The sequence below is a fragment of the Streptomyces sp. NPDC041108 genome (assembly GCF_055592645.1).
The window spans coordinates 38,064-58,492 of record NZ_JBVIYK010000017.1 but is presented as its reverse complement, the minus strand read 5'-3'; the positions used below and the strand labels follow the sequence as shown (position 1 = coordinate 58,492).

The 20,429-nt window shown below is 71.7% G+C and carries 24 protein-coding genes; 7 read left to right on the top strand and 17 right to left on the bottom strand.

Translation table 11 applies throughout. The features are described 5' to 3' along the window. Position 1 precedes the first annotated feature (1 nt). The 4 genes from ACZ6BB_RS34345 to ACZ6BB_RS34330 all read right to left on the bottom strand — a co-directional run bounded on the left by ACZ6BB_RS34345 (position 2) and on the right by ACZ6BB_RS34330 (position 4,331). Entirely contained in the window at positions 2–1,432 is a 1,431-nt protein-coding gene (locus ACZ6BB_RS34345; protein ID WP_471619030.1) for an aldehyde dehydrogenase family protein, read from the bottom strand. Beyond that, complete coding sequence (locus tag ACZ6BB_RS34340; RefSeq protein WP_471619029.1) at positions 1,429–2,307, bottom strand: SDR family NAD(P)-dependent oxidoreductase; 879 nt, start codon at positions 2,305–2,307, stop codon at positions 1,429–1,431. The genes ACZ6BB_RS34345 and ACZ6BB_RS34340 overlap by 4 nt, the downstream gene beginning before the upstream one ends. After that, entirely contained in the window at positions 2,304–3,650 is a 1,347-nt protein-coding gene (locus ACZ6BB_RS34335) for a flavin-containing monooxygenase (protein ID WP_471619028.1), read from the bottom strand. Before ACZ6BB_RS34335 ends, ACZ6BB_RS34340 begins: the two co-directional genes overlap by 4 nt. 201 nt (positions 3,651–3,851) lie before the next feature. Continuing rightward, positions 3,852–4,331, bottom strand: coding sequence for an Lrp/AsnC family transcriptional regulator (locus ACZ6BB_RS34330; protein ID WP_471619027.1), 480 nt, complete (start codon positions 4,329–4,331; stop codon positions 3,852–3,854). A gap of 101 nt (positions 4,332–4,432) precedes the next feature. On the opposite strand from ACZ6BB_RS34330, the gene ACZ6BB_RS34325 reads away from it, so the two are divergent. The 4 genes from ACZ6BB_RS34325 (at position 4,433) to ACZ6BB_RS34310 (ending at position 7,548) form a co-directional block, all read left to right on the top strand. After that, complete coding sequence (locus ACZ6BB_RS34325; RefSeq protein ID WP_471619026.1) at positions 4,433–5,824, top strand: pyridoxal phosphate-dependent decarboxylase family protein; 1,392 nt, start codon at positions 4,433–4,435, stop codon at positions 5,822–5,824. A gap of 297 nt (positions 5,825–6,121) precedes the next feature. Continuing rightward, positions 6,122–6,613, top strand: coding sequence for a DUF2975 domain-containing protein (locus tag ACZ6BB_RS34320; RefSeq protein WP_471619025.1), 492 nt, complete (start codon positions 6,122–6,124; stop codon positions 6,611–6,613). Next, positions 6,613–6,834, top strand: a complete 222-nt coding sequence (locus tag ACZ6BB_RS34315) for a helix-turn-helix domain-containing protein (protein WP_471619024.1) — start codon at positions 6,613–6,615, stop codon at positions 6,832–6,834. Before ACZ6BB_RS34320 ends, ACZ6BB_RS34315 begins: the two co-directional genes overlap by 1 nt. Positions 6,835–7,374: 540 nt before the next feature. Then, positions 7,375–7,548: a CsbD family protein gene (locus ACZ6BB_RS34310; protein WP_383881431.1), complete on the top strand. Its 174-nt coding sequence runs from the start codon at positions 7,375–7,377 to the stop codon at positions 7,546–7,548. A 137-nt stretch (positions 7,549–7,685) separates the two neighbouring features. Here ACZ6BB_RS34310 and ACZ6BB_RS34305 read toward each other — a convergent pair whose 3' ends face one another. Both ACZ6BB_RS34305 and ACZ6BB_RS34300 read right to left on the bottom strand, forming a co-directional pair. Then, on the bottom strand, positions 7,686–8,063 hold the full coding sequence (locus tag ACZ6BB_RS34305) for a fic family toxin-antitoxin system, toxin component (protein WP_471619023.1): 378 nt from the start codon (positions 8,061–8,063) through the stop codon (positions 7,686–7,688). Then, complete coding sequence (locus ACZ6BB_RS34300) at positions 8,063–8,302, bottom strand: hypothetical protein (protein WP_319363624.1); 240 nt, start codon at positions 8,300–8,302, stop codon at positions 8,063–8,065. The genes ACZ6BB_RS34305 and ACZ6BB_RS34300 overlap by 1 nt, the downstream gene beginning before the upstream one ends. A 112-nt stretch (positions 8,303–8,414) precedes the next feature. Between ACZ6BB_RS34300 and ACZ6BB_RS34295 the strand changes: the two genes are divergently transcribed. After that, entirely contained in the window at positions 8,415–8,642 is a 228-nt protein-coding gene (locus ACZ6BB_RS34295) for a hypothetical protein (RefSeq protein WP_471619022.1), read from the top strand. 73 nt (positions 8,643–8,715) lie between these two features. On the opposite strand, the gene ACZ6BB_RS34290 is transcribed toward ACZ6BB_RS34295, so the two are convergent. From ACZ6BB_RS34290 to ACZ6BB_RS34250, 9 genes are all read right to left on the bottom strand, one after another. Then, positions 8,716–9,402 (bottom strand): 2-phosphosulfolactate phosphatase, encoded by a 687-nt coding sequence (locus ACZ6BB_RS34290; protein ID WP_471619021.1) that lies wholly within the window; start codon positions 9,400–9,402, stop codon positions 8,716–8,718. Positions 9,403–9,700: 298 nt separating this feature from the next. Next, positions 9,701–10,000, bottom strand: a complete 300-nt coding sequence (locus ACZ6BB_RS34285; RefSeq protein ID WP_471619020.1) for a hypothetical protein — start codon at positions 9,998–10,000, stop codon at positions 9,701–9,703. 163 nt (positions 10,001–10,163) lie between these two features. Then, positions 10,164–10,334 carry a hypothetical protein gene (locus tag ACZ6BB_RS34280; RefSeq protein WP_471619019.1) on the bottom strand — a complete coding sequence of 57 codons (171 nt, stop codon included), beginning with the start codon at positions 10,332–10,334 and terminating at the stop codon, positions 10,164–10,166. 136 nt (positions 10,335–10,470) lie between these two features. After that, positions 10,471–11,382 (bottom strand): aminoglycoside phosphotransferase family protein, encoded by a 912-nt coding sequence (locus tag ACZ6BB_RS34275; protein WP_471619018.1) that lies wholly within the window; start codon positions 11,380–11,382, stop codon positions 10,471–10,473. A gap of 92 nt (positions 11,383–11,474) precedes the next feature. Beyond that, a complete protein-coding gene (locus tag ACZ6BB_RS34270) occupies positions 11,475–11,702 on the bottom strand; it encodes a hypothetical protein (RefSeq protein WP_471619017.1) in 228 nt (75 codons plus the stop codon). A 47-nt stretch (positions 11,703–11,749) separates the two neighbouring features. After that, positions 11,750–12,775 (bottom strand): trypsin-like serine peptidase, encoded by a 1,026-nt coding sequence (locus ACZ6BB_RS34265; RefSeq protein WP_471619016.1) that lies wholly within the window; start codon positions 12,773–12,775, stop codon positions 11,750–11,752. A 694-nt stretch (positions 12,776–13,469) separates the two neighbouring features. Further along, complete coding sequence (locus ACZ6BB_RS34260) at positions 13,470–14,339, bottom strand: endonuclease/exonuclease/phosphatase family protein (RefSeq protein ID WP_471619015.1); 870 nt, start codon at positions 14,337–14,339, stop codon at positions 13,470–13,472. A 187-nt stretch (positions 14,340–14,526) separates the two neighbouring features. Next, positions 14,527–15,069: a DUF1707 SHOCT-like domain-containing protein gene (locus tag ACZ6BB_RS34255; protein WP_471619014.1), complete on the bottom strand. Its 543-nt coding sequence runs from the start codon at positions 15,067–15,069 to the stop codon at positions 14,527–14,529. A gap of 77 nt (positions 15,070–15,146) precedes the next feature. After that, positions 15,147–15,773, bottom strand: coding sequence for a class I SAM-dependent methyltransferase (locus tag ACZ6BB_RS34250; protein ID WP_471619013.1), 627 nt, complete (start codon positions 15,771–15,773; stop codon positions 15,147–15,149). A 402-nt stretch (positions 15,774–16,175) separates the two neighbouring features. On the opposite strand from ACZ6BB_RS34250, the gene ACZ6BB_RS34245 reads away from it, so the two are divergent. Beyond that, positions 16,176–17,348 carry a hypothetical protein gene (locus tag ACZ6BB_RS34245; RefSeq protein ID WP_471619012.1) on the top strand — a complete coding sequence of 391 codons (1,173 nt, stop codon included), beginning with the start codon at positions 16,176–16,178 and terminating at the stop codon, positions 17,346–17,348. A 69-nt stretch (positions 17,349–17,417) separates the two neighbouring features. Here the strand turns inward: ACZ6BB_RS34245 and ACZ6BB_RS34240 are convergent, their stop codons facing one another. Then, complete coding sequence (locus ACZ6BB_RS34240) at positions 17,418–18,281, bottom strand: LLM class flavin-dependent oxidoreductase (protein ID WP_471619011.1); 864 nt, start codon at positions 18,279–18,281, stop codon at positions 17,418–17,420. A gap of 154 nt (positions 18,282–18,435) precedes the next feature. Beyond that, positions 18,436–18,927 (bottom strand): MarR family winged helix-turn-helix transcriptional regulator, encoded by a 492-nt coding sequence (locus tag ACZ6BB_RS34235; protein ID WP_471619010.1) that lies wholly within the window; start codon positions 18,925–18,927, stop codon positions 18,436–18,438. 128 nt (positions 18,928–19,055) lie between these two features. On the opposite strand from ACZ6BB_RS34235, the gene ACZ6BB_RS34230 reads away from it, so the two are divergent. Continuing rightward, entirely contained in the window at positions 19,056–20,423 is a 1,368-nt protein-coding gene (locus ACZ6BB_RS34230) for a pyridoxal phosphate-dependent decarboxylase family protein (RefSeq protein WP_471619009.1), read from the top strand. Positions 20,424–20,429: the final 6 nt, after the last annotated feature.

Sequence of the window (20,429 nt, the reverse complement as noted above, 5' to 3'; positions counted from 1 at the left end):
GTCACCGTGTGCGGATCCAGACGGTCTTCTCCCTGGTCCACTGTGCGAACGCGTCGGTGGATTTCTCCGCGCCACCGAACCCGGACTGTTTCCAGCCGCCGAAAGGCGTGGTGATGTCGCCTTCGCTGTAGGCGTTGACGGAGACCACCCCGGCCTCGATCCGCCGCGCGAGCCGGAACGCGGCGTCGAGGTCGCGGGTCCACACCGAGGCCGCGAGTCCGTATTCGGTGGCGTTGGCGAGCCCCACCGCCTCGTCCTCGGTGGTGAAGGTCTGGACGGTGACCACGGGCCCGAACAGTTCCTCGGTGAGGACGGCACTGCCCGCCGGGGCCCGGCTGACCACCGTGGGCGGGTAGTACGCGCCGTGCGGCGGCAGACCGTGCGGCAGACCGCCGGTGTGGATGCGGGCTCCGGCGGAGCGGGCCGCGTCCACCGCCGCCGTGACCCGGTCGAGGGCGGCCCGGCTGATGAGCGGCCCCACCCGGGTGCGGGCGTCGGCGGGGTCGCCGACGGTGAGGCTCCGCGCGGCGGCGGTGAACCGGTCCAGCACCTCCTCGGCGATGCTGTGGTGCACCAGGACGCGGGAGCCGGCGGTGCAGTTCTGCCCCATGGTCAGGAACGCGGCCTCGATCATGTGGTCGATCAGTTCGTCGCCGTAGTCGAGCGCGTCGGGCAGGAGGATCTGGGGGCTCTTGCCGCCCATCTCCAGGGAGACGCGCTTGAAGTTGGTCTCCGCCGCATCGGCCAGGACGCGGCGCCCGGTGGCGGTGGATCCGGTGAACGACAGTGCGCGCACCAGCGGGTTGCGGGCGAGCGCTCTGCCGGTGACGGAGCCGTGGCCGGGCAGCACGGTGAGCACGTCGTCGGGCAGGCCGGCCTCGGCCGCCAGGGCGGCCAGGCGCAGGGTGGAGCGAGGGGTGGCCTCGGCGGGCTTGAGCAGCAGGGAGTTGCCCGCGGCGAGCGCGGGGCCGACCTTCCAGGCGGCCATGGCCAGCGGATAGTTCCAGGGCAGGATCGCGGCGGCCACGCCGACCGGTTCCCGGCTCACCAGGCCCAGGCTCGCGGGGCCGGTGGGAGCGACGCGGCCGAAGACCTTGTCGGCGGCCTCGGCGAACCAGCGGATCGACTCGATCGCCGAAGGCACGTCGCCCGTGCGGCACTCGGTGAGGGGTTTGCCCGCGTCCTCGCAGTCCAGGCGGGCCAGGGTCTCGGCGTCGCGCTCCATGAGGTCGGCCAGGCGCAGGAGGACGGCGGCCCGCTCCCGGGGGGACCGGCCGGACCAGACGCCGCTCCCGAACGACTCGTGTGCCCGCTCGGCCGCCAGCACGACGTCCTGCTCGCCGGCCGCCGGCAGGGTCGTGATCCGTTCGCCTGTCGTGGGATTGACGATGTCGAGGCCGGCCTCGACGCCGGTGGTCCACGGGCCGCTCATGCTTCCTCCACCAGTTCCCAGCGGCCGCCGGCGACCTGGCGGGCCAGCCCTCTGCGGCGCAGGTCCTGCAGATAGCGGGCCATGCCCCGCTCTCCCCGCTTGCGGAACAGCGGGAAGAGTCTGGGCAGCAGGTTCGGCGCCAGCATCGCGAACCGCACCAGCCGGGACTCGCCCGTCCTGACGTAGGACTCCAGGCGGGGCTTGTCCAGCAGGCTCACGACGGCCCTGACGACGTCGGCGGGCTGCTGGGGCGCGTCCTGGAACTGCATGGAGTTCCCGCCGTCGACGGCCTCCTGCCTGAGCATCCGCGTGTCGGTCGCCGACGGGAGCACCGAACCGGCCTGGATGCCCTTGCCCCGCAGGTCCAGCCCGATGGCGAGCATCGCGCCGCGCAGCCCGAACTTGGAGGCGGTGTAGATCGGTGTCTCGCCCAGCGGGAAGATCCCGCCCAGGGAGACGGTCGTGACCACCCGGGGGTCGGCGGACGCCCGCAGCAGCGGGACGGCGAGCCGGGTCGTGACCAGCGGGGCGACCAGGTTGACATCGATCTCCCGCTCGATGCTCTCGACACTGCGCACGTCGAACCGTTCGGCGCTGGTCATGCCCAGGTTGTTCACGAGGACGTCGACCCGGCCGTGGGTGGCCGCGACACCGTCGAGCAGTCGCCGTACGGCGGTGGCGTCCAGCAGGTCGCAGCCCAGCCCGGCATGGCCGCTCCCGGGCAGTTCGGCGGCGGTGCGCTCGGCCCGCGCCCGGTCGATGTCGACGACGAGGAGGCTCGCGCCGCCCGCCGCGAAGCGGTGGCACAGGGCGCTGCCGATGCCGCCGGCGCCGCCCGTCACGAGGATGACCTTGTCGTGGAAGTCGTAGGTCATGACGCCACCGCTTCCTGCCGGGCGGAGGCGGCGCGGGGCGGGCGGCCCGCGGTGCGCCAGCCCATGTCCCCGGCCACCTTGCCGAGGTACTTCACGAAGGCCTCGCTGTGGACGTAGCCGGTGTGGCGGGGCGAGTCGACGAACCGCAGTCCGCCGGACAGGTCCGGCCGGTCGTCGCGGATCCTGCGGGCGAACCGTTCGGCGGTCGGCAGTCCGGCCCGGGCGTCCCGGACGAAGGAGGCGATGAGCTGGGCCTGGCTGTCGAAGAGCTGGTAGGCCCCGGAATTGGTCTCCACGAAGCCGACGCCGAACAGGCCCTCGTGCTCGCGGGAGAAGGACGACAGGTAGAGGTCGGGGTGCTGCTCGTCGCCGAAGTACGTCTGCGCGACCGGGACCCGGTGGACGTATCCCGTGGCCAGCAGGATCAGGTCGAACTCGTCGCTGGTGCCGTCCGTGAAGCGGACCGTGCGGCCCTCGGTGCGCGCGATGCCGGGCCGGGCCGTGATGTCGCCGTGCTGGAGGTGGTGGATCAGCAGCGAGTTGAGGGCCGGGTGGGTCTCGAACAGCTTGTGGTCCGGCCTCTGCAGACCGAGCCTGTGCGGGTCGCCGTTGAGGAGCCGCAACAGGCCGCCGAACAGCTTCTGCTGCAGCCACATCGGCAGATGGGGTCCACCCGCGGCGATGGTGTCCACCGGCCGGCCGAACAGGTGCTTGGGGATGAACCAGTAACCGCGGCGCATGCTGATCGCCGCGTGGTCGGCGGAGCGCGCCGCGTCGCAGGCGATGTCCAGCCCGGAGTTCCCCGCGCCGACCACCAGCACCCGCTTGCCCCGCAGTTCGGCGCTGCTGCGGTAGGTGACCGTGTGCCGGACCTCGCCGCTGAAGTCGCCGGGCAGCTCGGGGACGTTGGGGTGCCACTGCGCCCCCGTGCACACGACGACCTGCCGGTGCGTACTGGTCCGGCCGTCGGCCCGGGTGACGGTCCAGCCGCCGTCCGGGGTCTTGTCGACGCTACGGACCTCGGTGCCGAACTCGATCCGGTCACCGAGTCCGTAGGCCTCGGCGAACGACGTCAGGTAGGACAGGATCTGCCGGTGCGGCGGGTAGTCGGCGAAGTGGTCCGGCATCGGAAAGCCGCCGAAGCCGGACAGGGTCTTGCTGGAGATGAAGTGGGCCGACTCGTACATCGGGCTGCCCGGATTGTCGATGTCCCAGAGCCCGCCGGGTCCTGTGTGGCGCTCGATGTGGGTGTACGGCAGGTCCCGCTCGGCCAGCGCCCTCGCGACCGCCAGTCCCGCGGGTCCCGCACCGATCACGCATGTGTCGTCCTGGTGGTCACTCACCGGTCCGCTCCCTTCTCCGTTGCTTCTGGAGTGGGAACCTACGCAGCGCCGGGCGGCCGGGAACTGACCGCTGCGGCCATGGAGGGGACCACAGCGGCCACGGGTGGGCTGCTGCCGCCCCGGGGCGCGGGAGCATCGCCCTCCCGGTCGTCCACGGCCCGGCGTGGCCGCACGGCGGAGTCGAGGTCGCCTCGTGCGGGGTCAGTGACCGGCGTGTCGCTGCAACAGGGAACGGACGCCGAACGGCTGTACCTCCAGCAGGACGATGGTGGTGTTCGAGCGGACGACTCCGGGCGCTTCGAGCAGCAGGTTCGTGATGCGGTGCAGATCCTCGGTGTCGCGCGCGACGACCCGGGCGAGGAGGTCGCCGTCACCGGTGGTGACGAGCAGCTCGACCACCTCGGGGATGCGCAGGATCGCCTCGCTGGTGGGCGCCCCCACGCGCTGACTGATCGACATCGTGATCAGCGCCAGCAACGGATAGCCGAGAGCCGCGGGATCCACGCGGCGGCTGGGCTCCTTGAGCAGGCCGCTCTCCTCCAGCCGTTTCAGACGGGCGTGCACGGTGTTACGGGCCAGACCGAGCCGGTCGGCCAGGGCCAGCGTCGTGGCCCGGGGATCCGCGTCGAGCGCCAGGAGGATCCGGGCGTCCAGGGCATCGAGGGTGTCGACATGTCGCATGATGCCCATGTTCGCATGTCGCCTTCGCATCACATTGAGCATTCTGCTCAATCTTCATCTCGCATATTGCGCATTTCGAGTGCCCTTCCTAGGTTCTCGCCATGCAAAAAGCTCAGAGTGAAAGCAGCCCGACCCATGCGGCGTCCCTGGCCGGCCACCGGCTGTGGGGCGATGAGGACGAGGTCGTGGCGACCGCCATGGGCTACGCCTGGCGGCGCATCATGCAGGCTCCCGATCAGGTGGCGAGCGCCCGCCCCGCCAGGGACCTCGCCGTCGCGGCCGGCCCGGCCATCACCTCCCGGGGCATGGGCGGATCCGCGGTGCTCAGACTGTTCGACCAGGTCCTGTCGCCCGCCACCCGCGCCCAGAACGGGCCGACGAACCTCGCGTACATCCCGGCGGCACCCACGCGGGCCGCGCTCGCCTTCGAGGCGGTCACCGGAGCGGCGAACATCTTCGCGGGAACCTGGGAGTCCGGAGCCGGCGCCATCCACGCCGAGAACGAGGCGTTGCACTGGCTCACCCAGCTCCTCGGATGGCCCGGCACCGCGGCAGGATGCTTCGTCAGCGGCGGCACCCTGGGCAATCTCTCCGCCCTCATCACGGCCCGCGCCGCCGCCGACGCCTCGCGGGGCCGGCCGGCCGACGGCTGGAAGATCGTGTGCGCCGACAGCGCCCACTCCTCCGTCGCCTCCGCCGCCCGCGCGATGGACGTGGACCTCGTCACCGCGCCCGTGGACCGGCGGGGCCGTCTCACCGGGTCCGCCGTGAACGCGGTCCTGGAGTCCACCACCGGCGTCTTCGCCGTCGTGGCGACCGCCGGAACCACCAACGCCGGCCTGATCGACGACCTCGACGGCATCGCCGACGCCTGCGAACGCCACCAGGTGTGGCTACATGTGGACGGCGCCTACGGAGGAGCCGGCCTGGCGGCGCCCAGCGTGCGGCATCTCTACGCCGGCATCGAGCGGGCCGACAGCTTCATCGTCGATCCGCACAAGTGGCTCTTCGCGCCCTACGACTGCTGCGCACTGCTCTACCGGGACCCGGCCCCGGCACGCGCCGCGCACCGGCAGTCGGCGAGCTACCTGGACGCCATCGACCGCGACGTCCACAACCCGGCGGACCTGGCCCTGCATCTGAGTCGCCGTGCCCGTGGTCTGCCGTTCTGGTTCAGCCTGGCCGTCCACGGAACCGACCGGTACACGCACGCCGTGGAACGGACGCTCACCACCAGCCGCCTGGTCGCCGACGCGATACGCGCCGCCGACCACCTGCGGCTGCTCATCGAGCCCGAGCTGTCCGTCGTTCTCTTCGACCGGCCGGGCTGGACTCCGAGCGACTACGCGACCTGGTCCGCCCGCGCCGCCGAAGCGGGCACCATCCTGTGCGTGCCGACACTGTGGAACGGCGCCACGGTGCTGCGCCTGGCCTTCGTCAATCCGGACACCGACGCCGAGGACGTCATCCGCACGCTCGACACCCTCCGCTAGCCGGCCCGTCGGCAGGTCGCCGTTCCCGTGACCGGTGCGGGGACGCTGAGCACCGCGCCAGGGCCGCGGGCGGGAACGTCGAGAGGGCGAGTCGGGCCGGGCCGCGCCCTCCACGACGAACGCCGCCGGGAACGCCGTCGAGGTCGTGTGTCTGCGAGCGGGACCGGATGCGACGGGTCGACGCCCGCGTCACCGCGCCCTGACGGTGGTGGCATCCCCCGGATCCTCCCTTCCCACCCTTGCCCAACCTATCGAGATTCGATAGATTCCCATCGCAACTCGATGGAGGGACAGGTCATGGGAAAGCTGACCGTGGGTGCGCTGCGCGCCGTGCTCGGGGTGGTGCTCGTCGGCACCGTCTTCGTACAGATGTCGATGGTGTGGACGCTGGTCAGCGGCAACGACCCGGAGGACGGATCGCTCCCGCTGACCCCGCTGCGCGTGATCACGATCCTGGGCATGGTGGCCGCCCAGGTCGTCCTGGTCTGCGTCTGGCGGCTGGTGACGATGGTGCGGCGCGGAACCGTGTTCTCCCACGCCGCCTTCCGGTACGTGGACGCCGTGATCGGCGCGATCGTGGCCGCCTCGCTCCTGTGGTTCGCGGTCACGGCCCTCAACGCACCGGGGCAGCGGGAGGACCCCGGCGTCACCGTCATCATGGCCGGTATCGGCGTGGCCATCCTCGGGGTCGCGCTGCTCGTGCTCGTCCTGCGGATGCTGCTCACCCAGGCCGTCGCGCGCGATGTCGCGGCGACGCGGATGCAGGCCGAGTTGGACGAGGTGATCTGATGCCCATCACCGTCGACATCGACGTGATGCTGGCCAGGCGGAAGATGTCCGTGGGAGAACTGGCGGATCGCGTGGGGATCACACCGGCCAACCTGGCGGTGCTCAAGAACGGCCGCGCCAAGGCGGTCCGCTTCGCGACGCTCGCCGCGCTGTGCGAGGTGCTCGACTGCCAGCCGGGCGACCTGCTGCGCTGGGAGGCCGAGGACACCGCGGGCGAGTGACACGGACCGTACGGGCGCGAGGTGCCGAGCGAGACACCAGACGCCGAGCGCGAGAGGGCGGCCGGGACGCCGGAGGGCGCCGCGGGCTGCCGGCGGTCGTCGGCATCGTCGCCTCCGCGCGGCCTCGCTCGGGGTGAGAGCGAACCGGGAGCGGAAGATCCGGGCGACATGGGCCCGGCTGGGAGAACCCCCACCGGTGTGCGATGTCGGCGATGGTGTGAACTGCGACAGGACCGGTGCCGCCTTTCCTCCGGCGGGCCTGAACCCTTGCGGATTCCGGACGCGCGCCGGCGGCGGGCACGGCCGGGCAGGGCGCTCGCCCGGCGCCCGCCGGTCGTGGGCGCGGCGGATCAGGAGCGCCGCCATGGGGGGCCCATGGCGTGGGCCGCCGGGCCTGGCGGGCGGGAGCTACGTCGGCGGGGGCGGGCACAGGACAGGCCGCGTCGAGCCGAAGGGTCCCCCCCGGGGCGTTTGACTGCCGGGCTGAGGGCTACTTGCCGTAGTGACACCGAGGTCAGACCTGTCAGGGAGTGATGAACGGTGGCACGAGAGCAGAAGGCCAAGGCGAAGAAGGAAACGATCAAGGGCAAGGCCAAGGAGGCGGCGGGCCGCGCCCTGGGCAACGAGCAGATGGAGACCGAGGGGCGCGGCGGCCAGGCGAAGGGCGACGCCCGCCAGGCCAAGGAGAAGACGAAGGACGTCTTCCGGCACTGACGAACCACGCCCCCTCGACGGACCCCCGCCGAACCGCGGGGGTCCGTCGGCTGTTCCCGGCCGTACGACCACGCGGACGCTCAGGCGTCAGCGGCAGCCCCCGTGCCGTCAGCCGGCGGCACGACGACCGCGCCGTCTCAGGTGGCCGTGGGCCAGGTCCGCAGCAGGGCGGCGATCTTGCCGGCCGTACAGGTGGGGTCGAGGAGCAGGTCCTTGAGGGCGACGGCGTCCTCGCGCGCGGGCTTGACGGATATCCCTGACGCTTCGAGGTACATGACGCCGGTGGCGGCGGCGACCGCCATGTTGGACCGCTCCAGCCAGCGGCACCGGCCGAGGGTGTGGACCAGGGCGGCGGCCTTGGCGTAGCGGCCGTCGTAGACGGGCTGCTCGAACAGCTCGGCACGGTGGCGGGCGACCGCCGAGATGGGGACGCCGTAGTCGTCGGGCGCCGGATCGTTCGCCCCGGCGGCCTCGGCCACCTGCAGGATCCAGGGAACGTCGATGTGCAGGTCCATCAGGCGGCGCGCGCTCCCCGAGGTGTCCGTTCCGCTTCCTCGGCCTCGTCGAAGACGGCCTGGTGTTCGGCCAGGAAGCGGGCAGCGGCCTCCACCCCACGGGCGCGCAGGCCACTGGCGTCCTCCTGCACCAGCCGGGCCAGATAGTCGCCGATGCTCAGCCCCAGGTCGGCGGCACGCCGCTTCGCGAGGTCCGCCACATCCTCGTCCACGCGCGCGCCCAGTTGTTTCTTCGCCATGGCAGCATGGTAACAGCTGTTACCGAGACGCGGACCGGTCCGGGCGACCGGGCGTCCACCGCGGCCCCTTCGCCGTGCCATGCTGTGGCCGATTCCGAATGGGGAGGATGCGATGACCGATACGCCGCTGACGCACAAGCAGGCACTCGCCGCGGTGATTCAGGCGCTGGGGGGCGTGTGGGACACACGGCGCGCCGTGCTGGCTCTGCGGGTCGCCGGACATGAGCCGAAGGACCGGGAGGCGGCGGAGAAGGCGGCCCGCACGCATCTGCGCGCCCTGGCCGAGGACGGGGTCGTCGTCAGGCCGGACCCGGGCGAGGCCGTGTACCGGCTGCCGTGACCGTGACGGTGCGCATCGCCAGGCCCGATCCTGTCTGCCTGGGGAGTGCCAAGTCCCCTCGATTCAGCGGGTGTTACGGGAGGGGCGGCACCTCGACGGGTCGGATCACCGTGAGGCGCTCCTCCCGGCCGGCCACCATCGCGAAGGAGAACCGGTCGATGTCCAGGCAGAGATCGACATCGTCCGGGTGCCAGCCGCTGCGCAGACCGGCGGCGAGGTCGGCCGCCGCACGGGAGTTCCTCGCGCGGCGGAGATAGGGATCCGGTACGACGTCGCCTCCGGCCGTCCGCCGGCCGATGTATTCGGCACAGGCCAGGTCCTCGTCGGCCCGACCGTCCTCGCCGGTGACGACGAACGTCACCGGACCCGCGTCCCTGTCCCTCAGGAACCGCGCGGTCGGGCCCGCCACGACGAAGCTCGCGCACAGGACCAGCGGTGCGTCCGCGACGGCCAGCGCGCCCACGGTTCCCGCCGTCGTCTTCTGCACCAGCGTCCGGCCGGCGAAGTCGCAGGTCCTGAGCAGGCCGGGCGAGTTCACCGCATCGAAGCCCGCAGCCGGCGCCCCGTCCTTCAACGCCAGCCAGCCCGGGTGGCGTTGCTTCAGCGCGAGCGCCTCGCTCTCGGTCGATGCCAGGACGATCTTCTCGACGCCGCGCGAGAAGGCCCAGGCGGCCACGGTGAAGGCGCGCATGACGTCGATGACGACCGCGACGCGGGGAACGCCGGTCAATTCCGGGATGCCGACGAAGCGATGATCCATCGCACCATTCTGAGGCCCGCACGACGGCGGACCCTGACTCCACGGGTCCGTGATCTCCCTCAGCAGCAGGGCTTCGCGCAGTTGCCTCGTCCGCCGCTTGCCGAGGTGCTCCTCCCAACCGATCGCGGCCCATCCCCTGTTGCTCACCGGTCGTCCGGAGGCGGCCGAGGCATGGGCCGAGCGCACCGGCGAGCCGTGGAAGGGGGTCACGGCTCCTTGATCGCGCCTTCGTCGGCTGACGGGAGGCGGCACGGAGCGAACGTGCCACTCCCCCACCCCGGCAGGGGCGTACCGGGACTCAGGCGGCTCCCCGCGCGGGAGCGATCCTCCCCGGGGCGCCACGGCGCGTGGGCCCGCCCGCGACGGCGGTGACAGCGGCCTGATGACGCCACAACCACAGGGACGTCACGGACAACAGCCCGGTGAAGACCACGAGAAGGAGCGCCGACACCCACATTTGCCGACTGCCGGGATGCTGCCATCCCTCCCAGGCGGCCAAGGCCGCCCACACGGATGCGGCCATCGCGTAGAACGCGCGGATCCGGCGCAGCTGTCGCACGGCCCGCGAGGGCAGGAGGTGATCGTTTGTCGGTGGCATGCCGCCCGTGTACCCCCATCGCTCACGGAATCACCGGCCGGCACCCGTGAAAGCTCGGCGCCCTCAGCCCTGGCCATGGACGCCCGCACCACCTGGCAGGACAGGCGTCGGGGTGGGTGCGAGACGCCGTCACGTCCGCACCCACCCCGGGGCTCACACTCCGTCAGCGTCTGCGGCCGGACCAGCCAGTCCCGATGCCCGCGACATGCAGGGCCAGGAGCATCAGGCCGAGGAGCATGACGTTCGTGGAGGAGAACACGTCGTTCGTCGAGATCTCGGCTGCGTTGATCAGGAAGGCGATGAAGAACAGTACTGCCGCGGCTATACCCAGCATGGAGCGGTTCCTTTCGTACGGGTGACGTCCGTGTGCCCCCGTATCGCCGTGACAGACCTCCGACCGTCGGCGGCGCGCAACCGTCATCTGCCGTGCCGCTCGACGGACTCCGGGACGTCGGCCCGTGTTCCGCTGCTCAGGCCGACGCGGTGAGGCGTCGCAGCGCGGCATGGGCGGGTGGGCCCCAGGTGGCCTTGCCCCCGGGGCGGCCGTGGACGCCGGCGTGTCCGATGTGGATGCCGCCGAGGGCGCGCAGCACCGCCCAGCCGCGGGCGCGGCGCAGGGTCGCGGCGTCCGGGGTCGGCCGGTAGGTCGTGTGGAAGAGGTCGACCGCGCCGTCCGGCAGCAGGGTCCAGGCGGCGGCGAGGTCGCAGGCGGGGTCGCCGGCGAAGAGGTCGCCGAAGTCGATCACTCCGCAGAAGGTGCCGTTCCTGGTGAGGATGTTGGCAGCGTGCAGGTCGCCGTGGAGCCAGAGCCTCGGGCCCGTCCATTCGGGTGCGGCCGCGGCGTCCTCCCAGACTGCGCGCACGGCGTCCGGGTTCGGAATCAGCCCCAGTTCGGTGGCCGAGGCGAGTGCCCGGGTGAGGTGCTCGGCGGTGTCGGCCAGCGGGCCACCGCGGTCCCGGCCGGCGGGCGCTCCGTCGGGGGCGGGGCGGTGGAGGGCGGTGAGGAAGGTGGCCAGGGCGACGGCAGCGTCCGGGATGCGCGTGGCCGGGGCGCGGTCGGCGGGATCACCGGGAACCCAGGTGGTGACGAGCCAGGGGCGCGGAAACCGTTCGGACGGCTCACCGAGACGCTGTGGTACGGGTATGGGCAGGGGAAGGTGCGGGGCGAGGCCGGGCAGCCACGCGTGTTCCTTGTGGAGCAGCGCGTCCGCGGTCTGTGTCGCCCAGGGAAGCCGGACGGCGAGGTCGTCGCCGAGCCGCCACACCTGGTTGTCCCAGCCGAGCGCTCCGAGCTTCAGGGGGAGTTCCGCCAGGTCGGGGCACTGCTCGCGCAGCAGTTCCCGGATCAGGTCCTCGGTGATGTCCGACTCGGTGACTGTCATGAGGGGCAACGGTAGCCGGGATCGCGGGGAGGTGAGGTTGCCCTCGCCTCCCCGCGGATTCGGTGCCGTGCTCGTCGCGGACCCGCCCGCCTTCAGTCGCGTTTCGGCATGGGCGCGTCCTCTGCTTCGCGCATGCGCTCAGGCGTCCAGTAGTCCCGGAGCCGCTCCGGGTCCTGCCGTACGTCGTTGACCGTGGTACCCGGTTCCGGCTGTGGCTCGGACTCCGTGGCGGCGGCCGCGGTTCGCCAGGCCGCCACCACCACGACGGCGGCGACGAGGGCGGCGGCCGCTGCCCAGCGGCTCAGGTTGCTGCGACGCATGGAAGGGGCTCCTTGTCCGGTGTGCGGGGTCCGGTGGTACGGGTCTGTCAGGTGACGCCGCCCTGGGCGTCGTACATGGCCTTGACCGCGTCATCGAAGTAGGCGGCCTCGTTCCAGCCGGTCGAAGTGACGGTGCTCATCACTCCGTTGACGGATCCGAGACCGTTGGAGTCGTTGAACTCCCGAAGCCATGGTCCACCGCTGGAGCCGCCGCCGAAGTTGCACTGCAGCTCGATGCCTCCGTCACTGGCCGCGCGTGTCGTGCCCGTACACGCCCACTGGAGTTCCCCGCTGTCGAAGTTCCCGGGATAGCCCAGAATGGTGATGGGCTGCGTGCGCGAGAAGTTCCAGCTCATCCCGTGTCCGCCGGTGACATTGACGACCTTGTTGCCGTTGAGCGGCCAGGTGGTCACCATGGCCACGTCCCGCCTGAGGTCGCTGCTGTTGATCCAGGCGTTGAACGTGCGCATCTGCTTGGCGGCGAAGGTGCCGAACGGGCGGGCTCCGGAACGGTAGCGCGGCACATAGACCCAGTTGGTCATCCATGTGCCGCCGCTGCCGCCGTGGACGCAGTGCCCGGCGGTGACGACCATCTGTTTCGAACCGCTGTTGAGAGCGCTCGCCGAACACGCGTAGGTGCCGCCGTTGCTGGGATTGGTGAAGAACACCTTGCCCACGGCGGCGGATTCGTTGATGCGCAGGGACGCGGTGTGGGAGCGGGCGGGGGCGGACGGTACGGTTCCGGGTGCCCCGGTCGGCCCGGCCGGCTTGGAGAGGCCCTTGCGCGCAGTGGTGGCCACCTTGTCGAGCGAGACGGCCTTCGCCATTCGTTCCGGTGTCCAGTAACGCGCCAGCGCCGCGGCGTCCTTCGCCGAATCGACCGCGGCCCCGTTGGACATTCGTGCGGTCCGGTCGACGCTGGTCGTGTCGTTCGAGGCGGCGGTGAGGGCGCGGGCGCCGACCCCGCTTCGGGCTTCGGCCGGGGCGGGTGCCGCCTCTGCCGTCCCGGCACCGATCAGGGCCAGGACGGTGGCCGCGGCCAGCGGAAGTATGGAGTGTCTGAGACTGCGCACGAATTTCTCCCTCGACTGTCGTCGGAGTGCGTGTTTCTGACGGAATGACCGGTCAGTGTGCGGAGCACAGCGAACCTAGGCGGGGCAGGAACGTGCGAAACAGCCTCAGATCGGCCGCTCTGTTCTCCCGTGTGCGGGGGCCTTCTTTTCGGCCGGTCCGGAATACCGCTTGTCTCCCTGACGACACGTCATGTGCGTCGCCTCGGCGGTTGCCGCGGATACCTCGTTCAGGCGGGGCCGGGAATGCGTAACGGCTTCGTTCCGAGGCCGGCCGCTGTCGACGGACAAGCCTCCCGTCGCCCGCTCGGCCGTCGCGAACAGGCCGGGCGAGAGGACGCGCCGGGAGAACCGTACGGGGCATATTTGGCGGGTCCATGCCACTGATGGGAGTGACGGTTGTACCGGGGGCCGGGCTTGTTCGGTCGACAGAACGCCGGAACCAGCCCCGGGAGAGGCCCAGCGGCCGGCCCCTCCTGACACTTCAGCACCGTTCGGCTGCTCCGCGCGGTCACCCACCCGATTCCGCGTACCGCAAGGCCACGTCAAGTCGCCTATGCAGAAACGGAGTTGAGGTAGTAGCGGACTCGGCGCGGGTGATCATCTGCGGGCCGGCCGCGGCCTGATGCCGACGTTGGGGCGGGCAGTCGACTGTCCTCGCTTCCCTCGAAAGCCCCACGCCCCCCACACACACGGCTCAGGTCGGGTCCACGTCGGCGTCCACCAGATTGTGGTCCGAGGACTCGGAGAGCCGCACCCGCTGGGCCAGTGGGGAGATGCCGCGCAGGAAAACGTAGTCGAACTTGCTCTGCCAGTCGGTGGTCAGCCCGCAGGCGCCGTCGGACGGGGGACGGCATGCGGTGTCCGCGTCCGTGGCCACCTTCCACATCGGGGCCAGCTCGGCCGCGTCCGGCACGGCATTGAAGTCCCCCAGTACGATCGCGCGGTCGTACCGGGCGACCTCCGCGGCGAGCACATCGATCTGGTCCGCCCGGATCGCCTCCTGGCGCCGCTGGGCGAGGTGCGTGTTGAAGATCCGCACCGGCTGACCATCCACCATCGTGGTGACCGCCATGTACCCACGGTCCTCCGAGCCGCCCTCCGGGTACTCCACGCCGACGCGGTCCGTCAACGGCGCCGCCGACAGAATGGCCTGCCCGAAGCCTCCCGGACTCCACGGCGCTCCCCCGCACCGGCTCCAACTCCCGAGAACCGAGCCGTACTCGACGTGGTACACGAGCCCGTGAAGGGTCTCCAGATACTCCCGGATCCTCTCCACGTCACGCACACACGCCTCCTGCAGTCCGATGACCTGGGGCGCCACCGCGGCGATCTCCGCGGCCCGGTCGACGTTGCTCTCGTCGCAGGGGTTGCAGATGTTCCACGTCATGACGCGGTCGGGGTCGACCTTCTTGACGGCGTCCGCGGGAAGAGACCTGGCAAAGACGTCGTCACCAGGTGTGCTGGGACCGACGAGCGCCACACAGGCCACGGCCACGGCACCCGCGAACAACCACGTGCCCCTTCCGAACACCGCCGCCTCCTCGATGTACGTCCCTGGTGGCATCCGACGTCGCCATCCTCACGCATGAGGGTATGGGACGAAGCTGTGACCCATCCCGACGGCTGTCAGCCGCCGACACGGACACCAGCGCCGGTGCCGGTGCCAGTGCCGGTGCCGATCCAGGGCGACATCGGCGACGCCCGCCCGACGGCAGCCCGGCATCGACGAGCTGCCGACCCGCTGCCGGGCCTCAGAGTCGTGCGTGGCGGATTCTCAGCCGTCCGAACCCCATGGTCCCGGAAATCCGGATCCGCGGACCGTCGGCGGTGGAGCGCCGCGGGGGCCTGTAGCGCGTGTCCTTCCACCCGGTGCGCAGATCCTCGAAGTCGACGACCGCGTCGCGAGGAACCGTGATCCTGGCCCCGCCGGTGCCGAGTTGCAGCTCGATGTCGACCACCGCGTGCTCGATGACGGCCCGGGACAGATTCAGCCGCACCCTCCCGAATGCGGACTCGACCTTCAGGAACCGGGGAACCCGCCATCCGCCCCGCCGCCGAATCCGTCCACTCGCGGCGGCGATCGTGGACGTGGTTGCCGCTTTCTCTTCCGGGAGCGAGGCCAGGGCCGCATCGAGTTCGCCGGGGCTGGTGACGGTGAGAACCCGGTGGAGGCGTTCGTCCAGCTCGTCGTGCGAGAAGTGCCCTTCGGCGTACGCCTCCTGCACGCGCCGTACGGCGGTGTCGCGGTCCTTGGCACCGATGGGTGGCGTCCGGTCCTGCGGCCCAGTGGTCACCGTCGCACTCTACTGCCGCCCGCGGCCCCGCCGACGATGCGAACGCGCCAGGCTCTCGGTCGCGGTCCGGCGCGGAATCAGGTGGCGGGGCGGGCGTGCACGCTCACCGCGTAGCCGCAGCCGTCGGCGTAGGGTTCGGCGCTCCAGGTGGCGAAGCGCTGTTCCAGGGTCAGGCCGGCCTGGGCACACCAGTCGTCGAAGTCCCGCAGTGTCAGGGGTGGTTCGGGCAGCGGCAGGTGCGCCGCGTCGAGTCCCATGCCCGTGACCAGCAGTCCACCGGGCCGCAGTGCGGCCGCCAACTGCCGGACCACGGCCGGTTCGGTGCCGGGGGCCAGCAGAGGGATGACGTTCCCGGCGGCGAGGACCAGGTCGAAGACCGGCTTCAGGCCGAGGGTGTCGAGGTGGGCCAGGTCGCCCAGGAGCCATTGCTGTGCGGGGGCGGTGCGGCGGGCCACGGCGAGCATCGAAGGGTCCACGTCCACGCCGGTGCACTCGTGGCCCAGCTCGGCGAGCCGGATCGCGACCCTGCCGGTGCCGCAGCCGGCGTCGAGTACCCGGGCAGGGGGTGCCAGCAGCGCGGTGCAGAAGGTCGCTTCGCCGTGGACGTCGTGGCCCGACTCGGCGAGCCGGGCGAAACGCCGGGCGTACTCCTCTCCGGCCTGTCCGCCGGTCAGTTCCGCCCAACGGTCGCGTTGCCCGGTCATGTACGGCGTGCCTTCCGATCGGTGTCAGCCTCGCCCGGCAGGGACGAGGACGGTGCCCTCGCACCCTACGCGGGAGTGTGGAGATCTCGCGGCCCGGCGTAGGCGTGGCAGGCGCCGGCCGCGGCCGGCCGGCAGCACAGGCCGCTGTCAACCCGAGGGGCTCGCCCCACCCTGTCGGACACGCCGAACTGGCGGCCGAGACGGCCCTGGGCGAGGTGGGCCTCGGAGGCGCGGGTTCCTGGTAGGAGCACGCGTCCCGACCGGGAGGGCGGGCGCCGGGGGCCGGCTCGGAGGATGGCCGCCCGGCGCGGGTGGGCGGCCGGGCGGACCCCGGGTGATCTGCCACGGGCCGCGGCGACGATACTGGTGGACGCACATGTGCCCCTGCTCCCCGATGGACTCATGCCGACTTCCCCAGCTCGTCCCACGACTCCTCCGACGGTGTGGCCGGCTCGCGGCCGCCATGTCGGGCCCGACGCGGAGGACGTACTCCGCCGCACCCTGCGACAACTCAAGGACAGCGAAGTCATCGACGACTTCATGGAGGTGCCCGACGCCGACGGCGACGCGCCGGAGCGGGTCTTCGAGGCCCGATGGCGGGTGGCCGACGAGGTGACCGTACGGGCCCGCCTCGGGCTCGCGGCCGATCTGGGCGGCGGGCGGGAGTGGACGCTGCTCGCGGAGGCGGAACAGCCGTGGGTTCCCGCATGGCCGTCCCCTGTCACCCGGTTCTGGCCGGAGTACGGCGACTGGGACCACGACGCCGCGACGGGCCTGTCCCTGAGCAGGATCAACACCCTGCCCGAGGACGACAAGGACGTACGCCGGGTGCTCAGGGACTCCGGTCGCAGCGGCTGGGGCGTGCATGTCGTCGTCCACGAGGCCATGACCACGGACGAGCGCGGCAGGCTGCCCCTGTCACGGTGGCTGCCGCCGAGCCTGCGGCACCGGATCGTCGAGCACCGGGCCGCCCCGCATCAGCTGCGGGTCGTGAACTGGGCACTGCGGGAGTTCGGCGTGGAGGTGCCGCGCGGCGGCGCGGCGGTGCTGCCCGGATCCCCGGCCCCGTCCGGGTACGACGCGGACGACTTCACCGTACGGACGGTGTTCCTGGACGGTTCCGAGCCGGCCGACCTCGTCGCGGCGGTGACGCGGTTCGACTCCCTGCTCCGGCCGCTGCCGGACGGTGCCGGTGACGCCCTCGCCGCGCTGCGCAAGGACTGGCACGTCCTCACCCTGGAGGAGGAGCTGGTTCGAGAACGGCAGCGGGTGGCCCAGTACGCCGAGGCGCTGAAGGCCATGACGGAGTCCCGGGACCTGTACCGGGAGGCGACCGAGCGTGCCCACGAGGCGCTCGCCGCCTATCGGGAGGCCGCCGACGCCACTCCCGGCGCGCAGCGGCAGTCCGGGGCACCGGTGATGTCCGCGTTCCAGCAGCTGACGCGCACACTGGAGCGTTTCAAGGGCGGCGCCAAGATTCCGCGTCCCGCCGCCGAGCCCCAGGACGGGGAGAAGCAGGGCCATGACAAGGCCCCGGACGGGGACAGCCCGGACTCCCCTCCGGCCGCCCCCTAGCGCTGCACCGGAGGACCGGCCCGATGTGCCGGGCCGGCCCTCCGGTTCAGCGAGGCCGGCCGAGGACGGTCACCGGGCCGCCAGTACGGCCTCCAGTTGTCCGAGCGGGTCCTCGCCCACGAAGCGCAGGACGACCGTGTCCGCGCCGGCCTCCGCGAGTGCGCGGATCCCGGCCGCGGCCCCGGCGGCGTCGCCGGAGACCGTGAAGACCTCCTCCTGGGGGCGGCCCAGCCAGGCACCGTGGCCCTCGGTGTGGGGGTGGAGGGTGCGGGCCACCTCGTCGGGGTCGTCACCGACGCAGGCGAAGGCGAAGACCGTCAGCGTGTGGTCACCCGTGGCGCCCTTGCCCGTCAGCTCACGGATGCGTTCGAGATCGCGCGGACCGTGGCCCTCGGCGATCAGTGTGCCGTCGGCGACCCGGCCGGACAGTTCGAGGGAGCGGGCGCGCACGACCCCCGCGACGACCGGCGGCACCTCGTCCGGCGGATGCACCAACTTCACCCCGTCCAGCCGCACTTCACGTCCTGCCAGGTCGACCCGCTCACCGCGCAGCAGCGCGCGCACGGAGGTGATCGTCTCCTCCAGCAGGGCCAGCGGGGAGCGGGGTGCGACGCCCACCTGGGCCATCCACTCCCGCACGCCGTGCCCGATGCCGGCGACCGGTCGCCCGGGGAAGACCCGCGCCAGCGTGGCCAGTTCCATCGCCAGCAGGGCCGGGCTGCGCAGCGGGGCCGGGGCGATGCCGATGCCCACCCGCAGGCGCTGCGTCGCGCCCAGGGCCACGGCCGCCGCGGACACGCCGCCGTTCCAGCCGAGGTCCTCCACCACCCACAGGTCGTCCACACCGAGCGCCTCGGCCCGCCGGGCGAACTCGGGCAGCCCCTCCGGGGCCCAGTCGCGGTCGTGCATCACACCGATCCGTACGTTCGTCATACGAGCGAACCTATGCGGCGGACGACGAGCGGATCAACGGCGTATTCCGGCTGCCGGACACCGCTCCGAGGCCACCACTGTCGTCCCGGGCGGGCCTCGCCGTGCCCGACGACCCCAGGCCGTCCCGTCACCACCGGTCCTCGCCTCTGCGGCCTCAGACGGTGCCCTCCCGCAACGCCTTGTCGATCTCGCCCAGGGCGCCGGTCAGCCGGGTGTAGTCCGCGGCGGCGAGCGGCCGGACGAAGAACTGCTCCACCACGCGGGCATGGACGGCTACGGCCCGGAGGAAGGTCGTACGGCCCTCGGCGGTCGGCTCCACCAGGGCAACCCGCCGGTCCTCGGATGAGGGCACACGGCGGACCAGGCCGGCCTCCTCCATCCGGTCGATCAAGCGGGTCGTGCCGCTGCTGGTGAGGGTGAGATCGTCGGCCAGCTGCCGCTGCGACACTTCCTCGCCGGGCCGGCGGCACAGCAGGATGAGCACCTCCAGCATGGTGTGGCTGATGCCGCACTCGCGGCGCAGCGCGGCATCGATGCGCTGTTCCATACGGGTCGCGGACTTGATCAGCAGACCGAAGTCCCGGACGAGCCCACTGTTGGCGGCGCGGGCGGCCGCCGCCGCGTTCGGCTCGGGTGTGTCGTTCATCGTCGCGATTCTACTGCTCACCTATTGCCGGGTCACCTACTGCCGAAGCAATTGCTGACTAGTCAATCGCTGAGGAGTCAACTAAATTCTGTGAGCACACCCCGAGAGCGACCGCGAGAGGGACGTCGATGGATCTGCAGCACTGGCTCGGCCGAGCCACCCAGGCGATACAGGACTGGGCCGACACCTTCGGCCCCTACCAGCCCCACCCGTCCCTCCAGGTGGACGACGAGCGCTTCGCCGAGACCTTCGCCCGGTTCACCGGACGGCTGAAGGACAACTACCCCTTCTTCCACCCGCACTACGCGGGCCAGATGCTCAAGCCTCCGCACCCCGCGGCCGTGGTCGGCTACCTCACGGCGATGCTGATCAACCCCAACAATCACGCCCTGGACGGCGGCCCGGCCACCGCGGCGATGGAGCGGGAGGTCGTCGGGCAGCTGGCGGCGATGTTCGGCTACGACACGCATCTGGGCCACCTCACCACCAGCGGCACGATCGCCAATCTCGAAGCCCTGTTCGTGGCCCGCGAACTCCACCCCGGCCGGGGTGTCGCGTACAGCGCCGACGCCCACTACACCCACAGCCGCATGTGCCACGTCCTCGGCATACAGGGGCACCCCGTGCCCACCGACGAGCGGGGCCGTATGGACCTCGGCGCGCTGGAGGACGTCCTGCGCACCGGGCAGGCCGGCACCGTCGTCGTCACCACCGGCACCACCGGACTGGGAGCCGTCGACCCCGTCCACGAGATCCTTCCCCTCGCCGGACGCCACGGTGCCCGGGTCCACGTCGACGCCGCGTACGGCGGGTTCTTCACCCTCCTCGCCGGCGCCGACGACCCGGCGGGACTGCCTCCCGAGCCCTGGCGGGCCATCGCCCGGGCCGACTCTCTCGTCGTCGACCCCCACAAACACGGACTCCAGCCCTACGGCTGCGGCGCCGTCCTCTTCCGCGATCCCGACGTCGGCCGCTTCTACCTCCACGACTCGCCCTACACCTACTTCACCTCGGCCGACCTCCACCTCGGCGAGATCAGCCTGGAATGCTCACGCGCCGGCGCCACGGCCGCCGCCCTGTGGCTCACCTTCCAGTTGCTCCCGCCCACGCCCGCCGGCCTCGGACAGGTCCTGGCGGCCGGCCGACGCGCGGCGCTGAACTGGGCGCGGCTCATCGACGAGTCCGAGCACCTGGCGCTCTACCAACGGCCCGAGCTGGACATCGTCAGCTACTTCCCCACCGTGGAACCGGCCACCCTGACCGCCGTCGACAGGGCTTCCGCCCGCATCCTCGGCGACGGCATGACCGACCCCGACCCCGTCTTCCTGAGCACGTTCAGGGCGGACCGTGAAGCCTTCACCGCACGGCACCCCAAGATCACCGCGGACACCGACGGCGCCCGCATCCTGCGCAGCGTACTGATGAAGCCGGAGTCGGAGCACCACGTCGAGGACCTGCACGACCGGGTCGAACAGCTCGCCCGTAACCTCCACTGACGGCCC

Coding starts and splice junctions, on each gene's coding strand:
- ACZ6BB_RS34345 (WP_471619030.1), bottom strand. CDS start 1,432: ATGAGCGGCCCGTGGACCACCGGCGTCGAGGCCGGCCTCGACATCGTC.
- ACZ6BB_RS34340 (WP_471619029.1), bottom strand. CDS start 2,307: ATGACCTACGACTTCCACGACAAGGTCATCCTCGTGACGGGCGGCGCC.
- ACZ6BB_RS34330 (WP_471619027.1), bottom strand. CDS start 4,331: ATGCGACATGTCGACACCCTCGATGCCCTGGACGCCCGGATCCTCCTG.
- ACZ6BB_RS34325 (WP_471619026.1), top strand. CDS start 4,433: ATGCAAAAAGCTCAGAGTGAAAGCAGCCCGACCCATGCGGCGTCCCTG.
- ACZ6BB_RS34320 (WP_471619025.1), top strand. CDS start 6,122: ATGGGAAAGCTGACCGTGGGTGCGCTGCGCGCCGTGCTCGGGGTGGTG.
- ACZ6BB_RS34315 (WP_471619024.1), top strand. CDS start 6,613: ATGCCCATCACCGTCGACATCGACGTGATGCTGGCCAGGCGGAAGATG.
- ACZ6BB_RS34305 (WP_471619023.1), bottom strand. CDS start 8,063: ATGGACCTGCACATCGACGTTCCCTGGATCCTGCAGGTGGCCGAGGCC.
- ACZ6BB_RS34300 (WP_319363624.1), bottom strand. CDS start 8,302: ATGGCGAAGAAACAACTGGGCGCGCGCGTGGACGAGGATGTGGCGGAC.
- ACZ6BB_RS34295 (WP_471619022.1), top strand. CDS start 8,415: ATGACCGATACGCCGCTGACGCACAAGCAGGCACTCGCCGCGGTGATT.
- ACZ6BB_RS34290 (WP_471619021.1), bottom strand. CDS start 9,402: ATGGATCATCGCTTCGTCGGCATCCCGGAATTGACCGGCGTTCCCCGC.
- ACZ6BB_RS34285 (WP_471619020.1), bottom strand. CDS start 10,000: ATGCCACCGACAAACGATCACCTCCTGCCCTCGCGGGCCGTGCGACAG.
- ACZ6BB_RS34280 (WP_471619019.1), bottom strand. CDS start 10,334: ATGCTGGGTATAGCCGCGGCAGTACTGTTCTTCATCGCCTTCCTGATC.
- ACZ6BB_RS34275 (WP_471619018.1), bottom strand. CDS start 11,382: ATGACAGTCACCGAGTCGGACATCACCGAGGACCTGATCCGGGAACTG.
- ACZ6BB_RS34270 (WP_471619017.1), bottom strand. CDS start 11,702: ATGCGTCGCAGCAACCTGAGCCGCTGGGCAGCGGCCGCCGCCCTCGTC.
- ACZ6BB_RS34260 (WP_471619015.1), bottom strand. CDS start 14,339: ATGCCACCAGGGACGTACATCGAGGAGGCGGCGGTGTTCGGAAGGGGC.
- ACZ6BB_RS34250 (WP_471619013.1), bottom strand. CDS start 15,773: ATGACCGGGCAACGCGACCGTTGGGCGGAACTGACCGGCGGACAGGCC.
- ACZ6BB_RS34245 (WP_471619012.1), top strand. CDS start 16,176: ATGCCGACTTCCCCAGCTCGTCCCACGACTCCTCCGACGGTGTGGCCG.
- ACZ6BB_RS34240 (WP_471619011.1), bottom strand. CDS start 18,281: ATGACGAACGTACGGATCGGTGTGATGCACGACCGCGACTGGGCCCCG.
- ACZ6BB_RS34235 (WP_471619010.1), bottom strand. CDS start 18,927: ATGAACGACACACCCGAGCCGAACGCGGCGGCGGCCGCCCGCGCCGCC.
- ACZ6BB_RS34230 (WP_471619009.1), top strand. CDS start 19,056: ATGGATCTGCAGCACTGGCTCGGCCGAGCCACCCAGGCGATACAGGAC.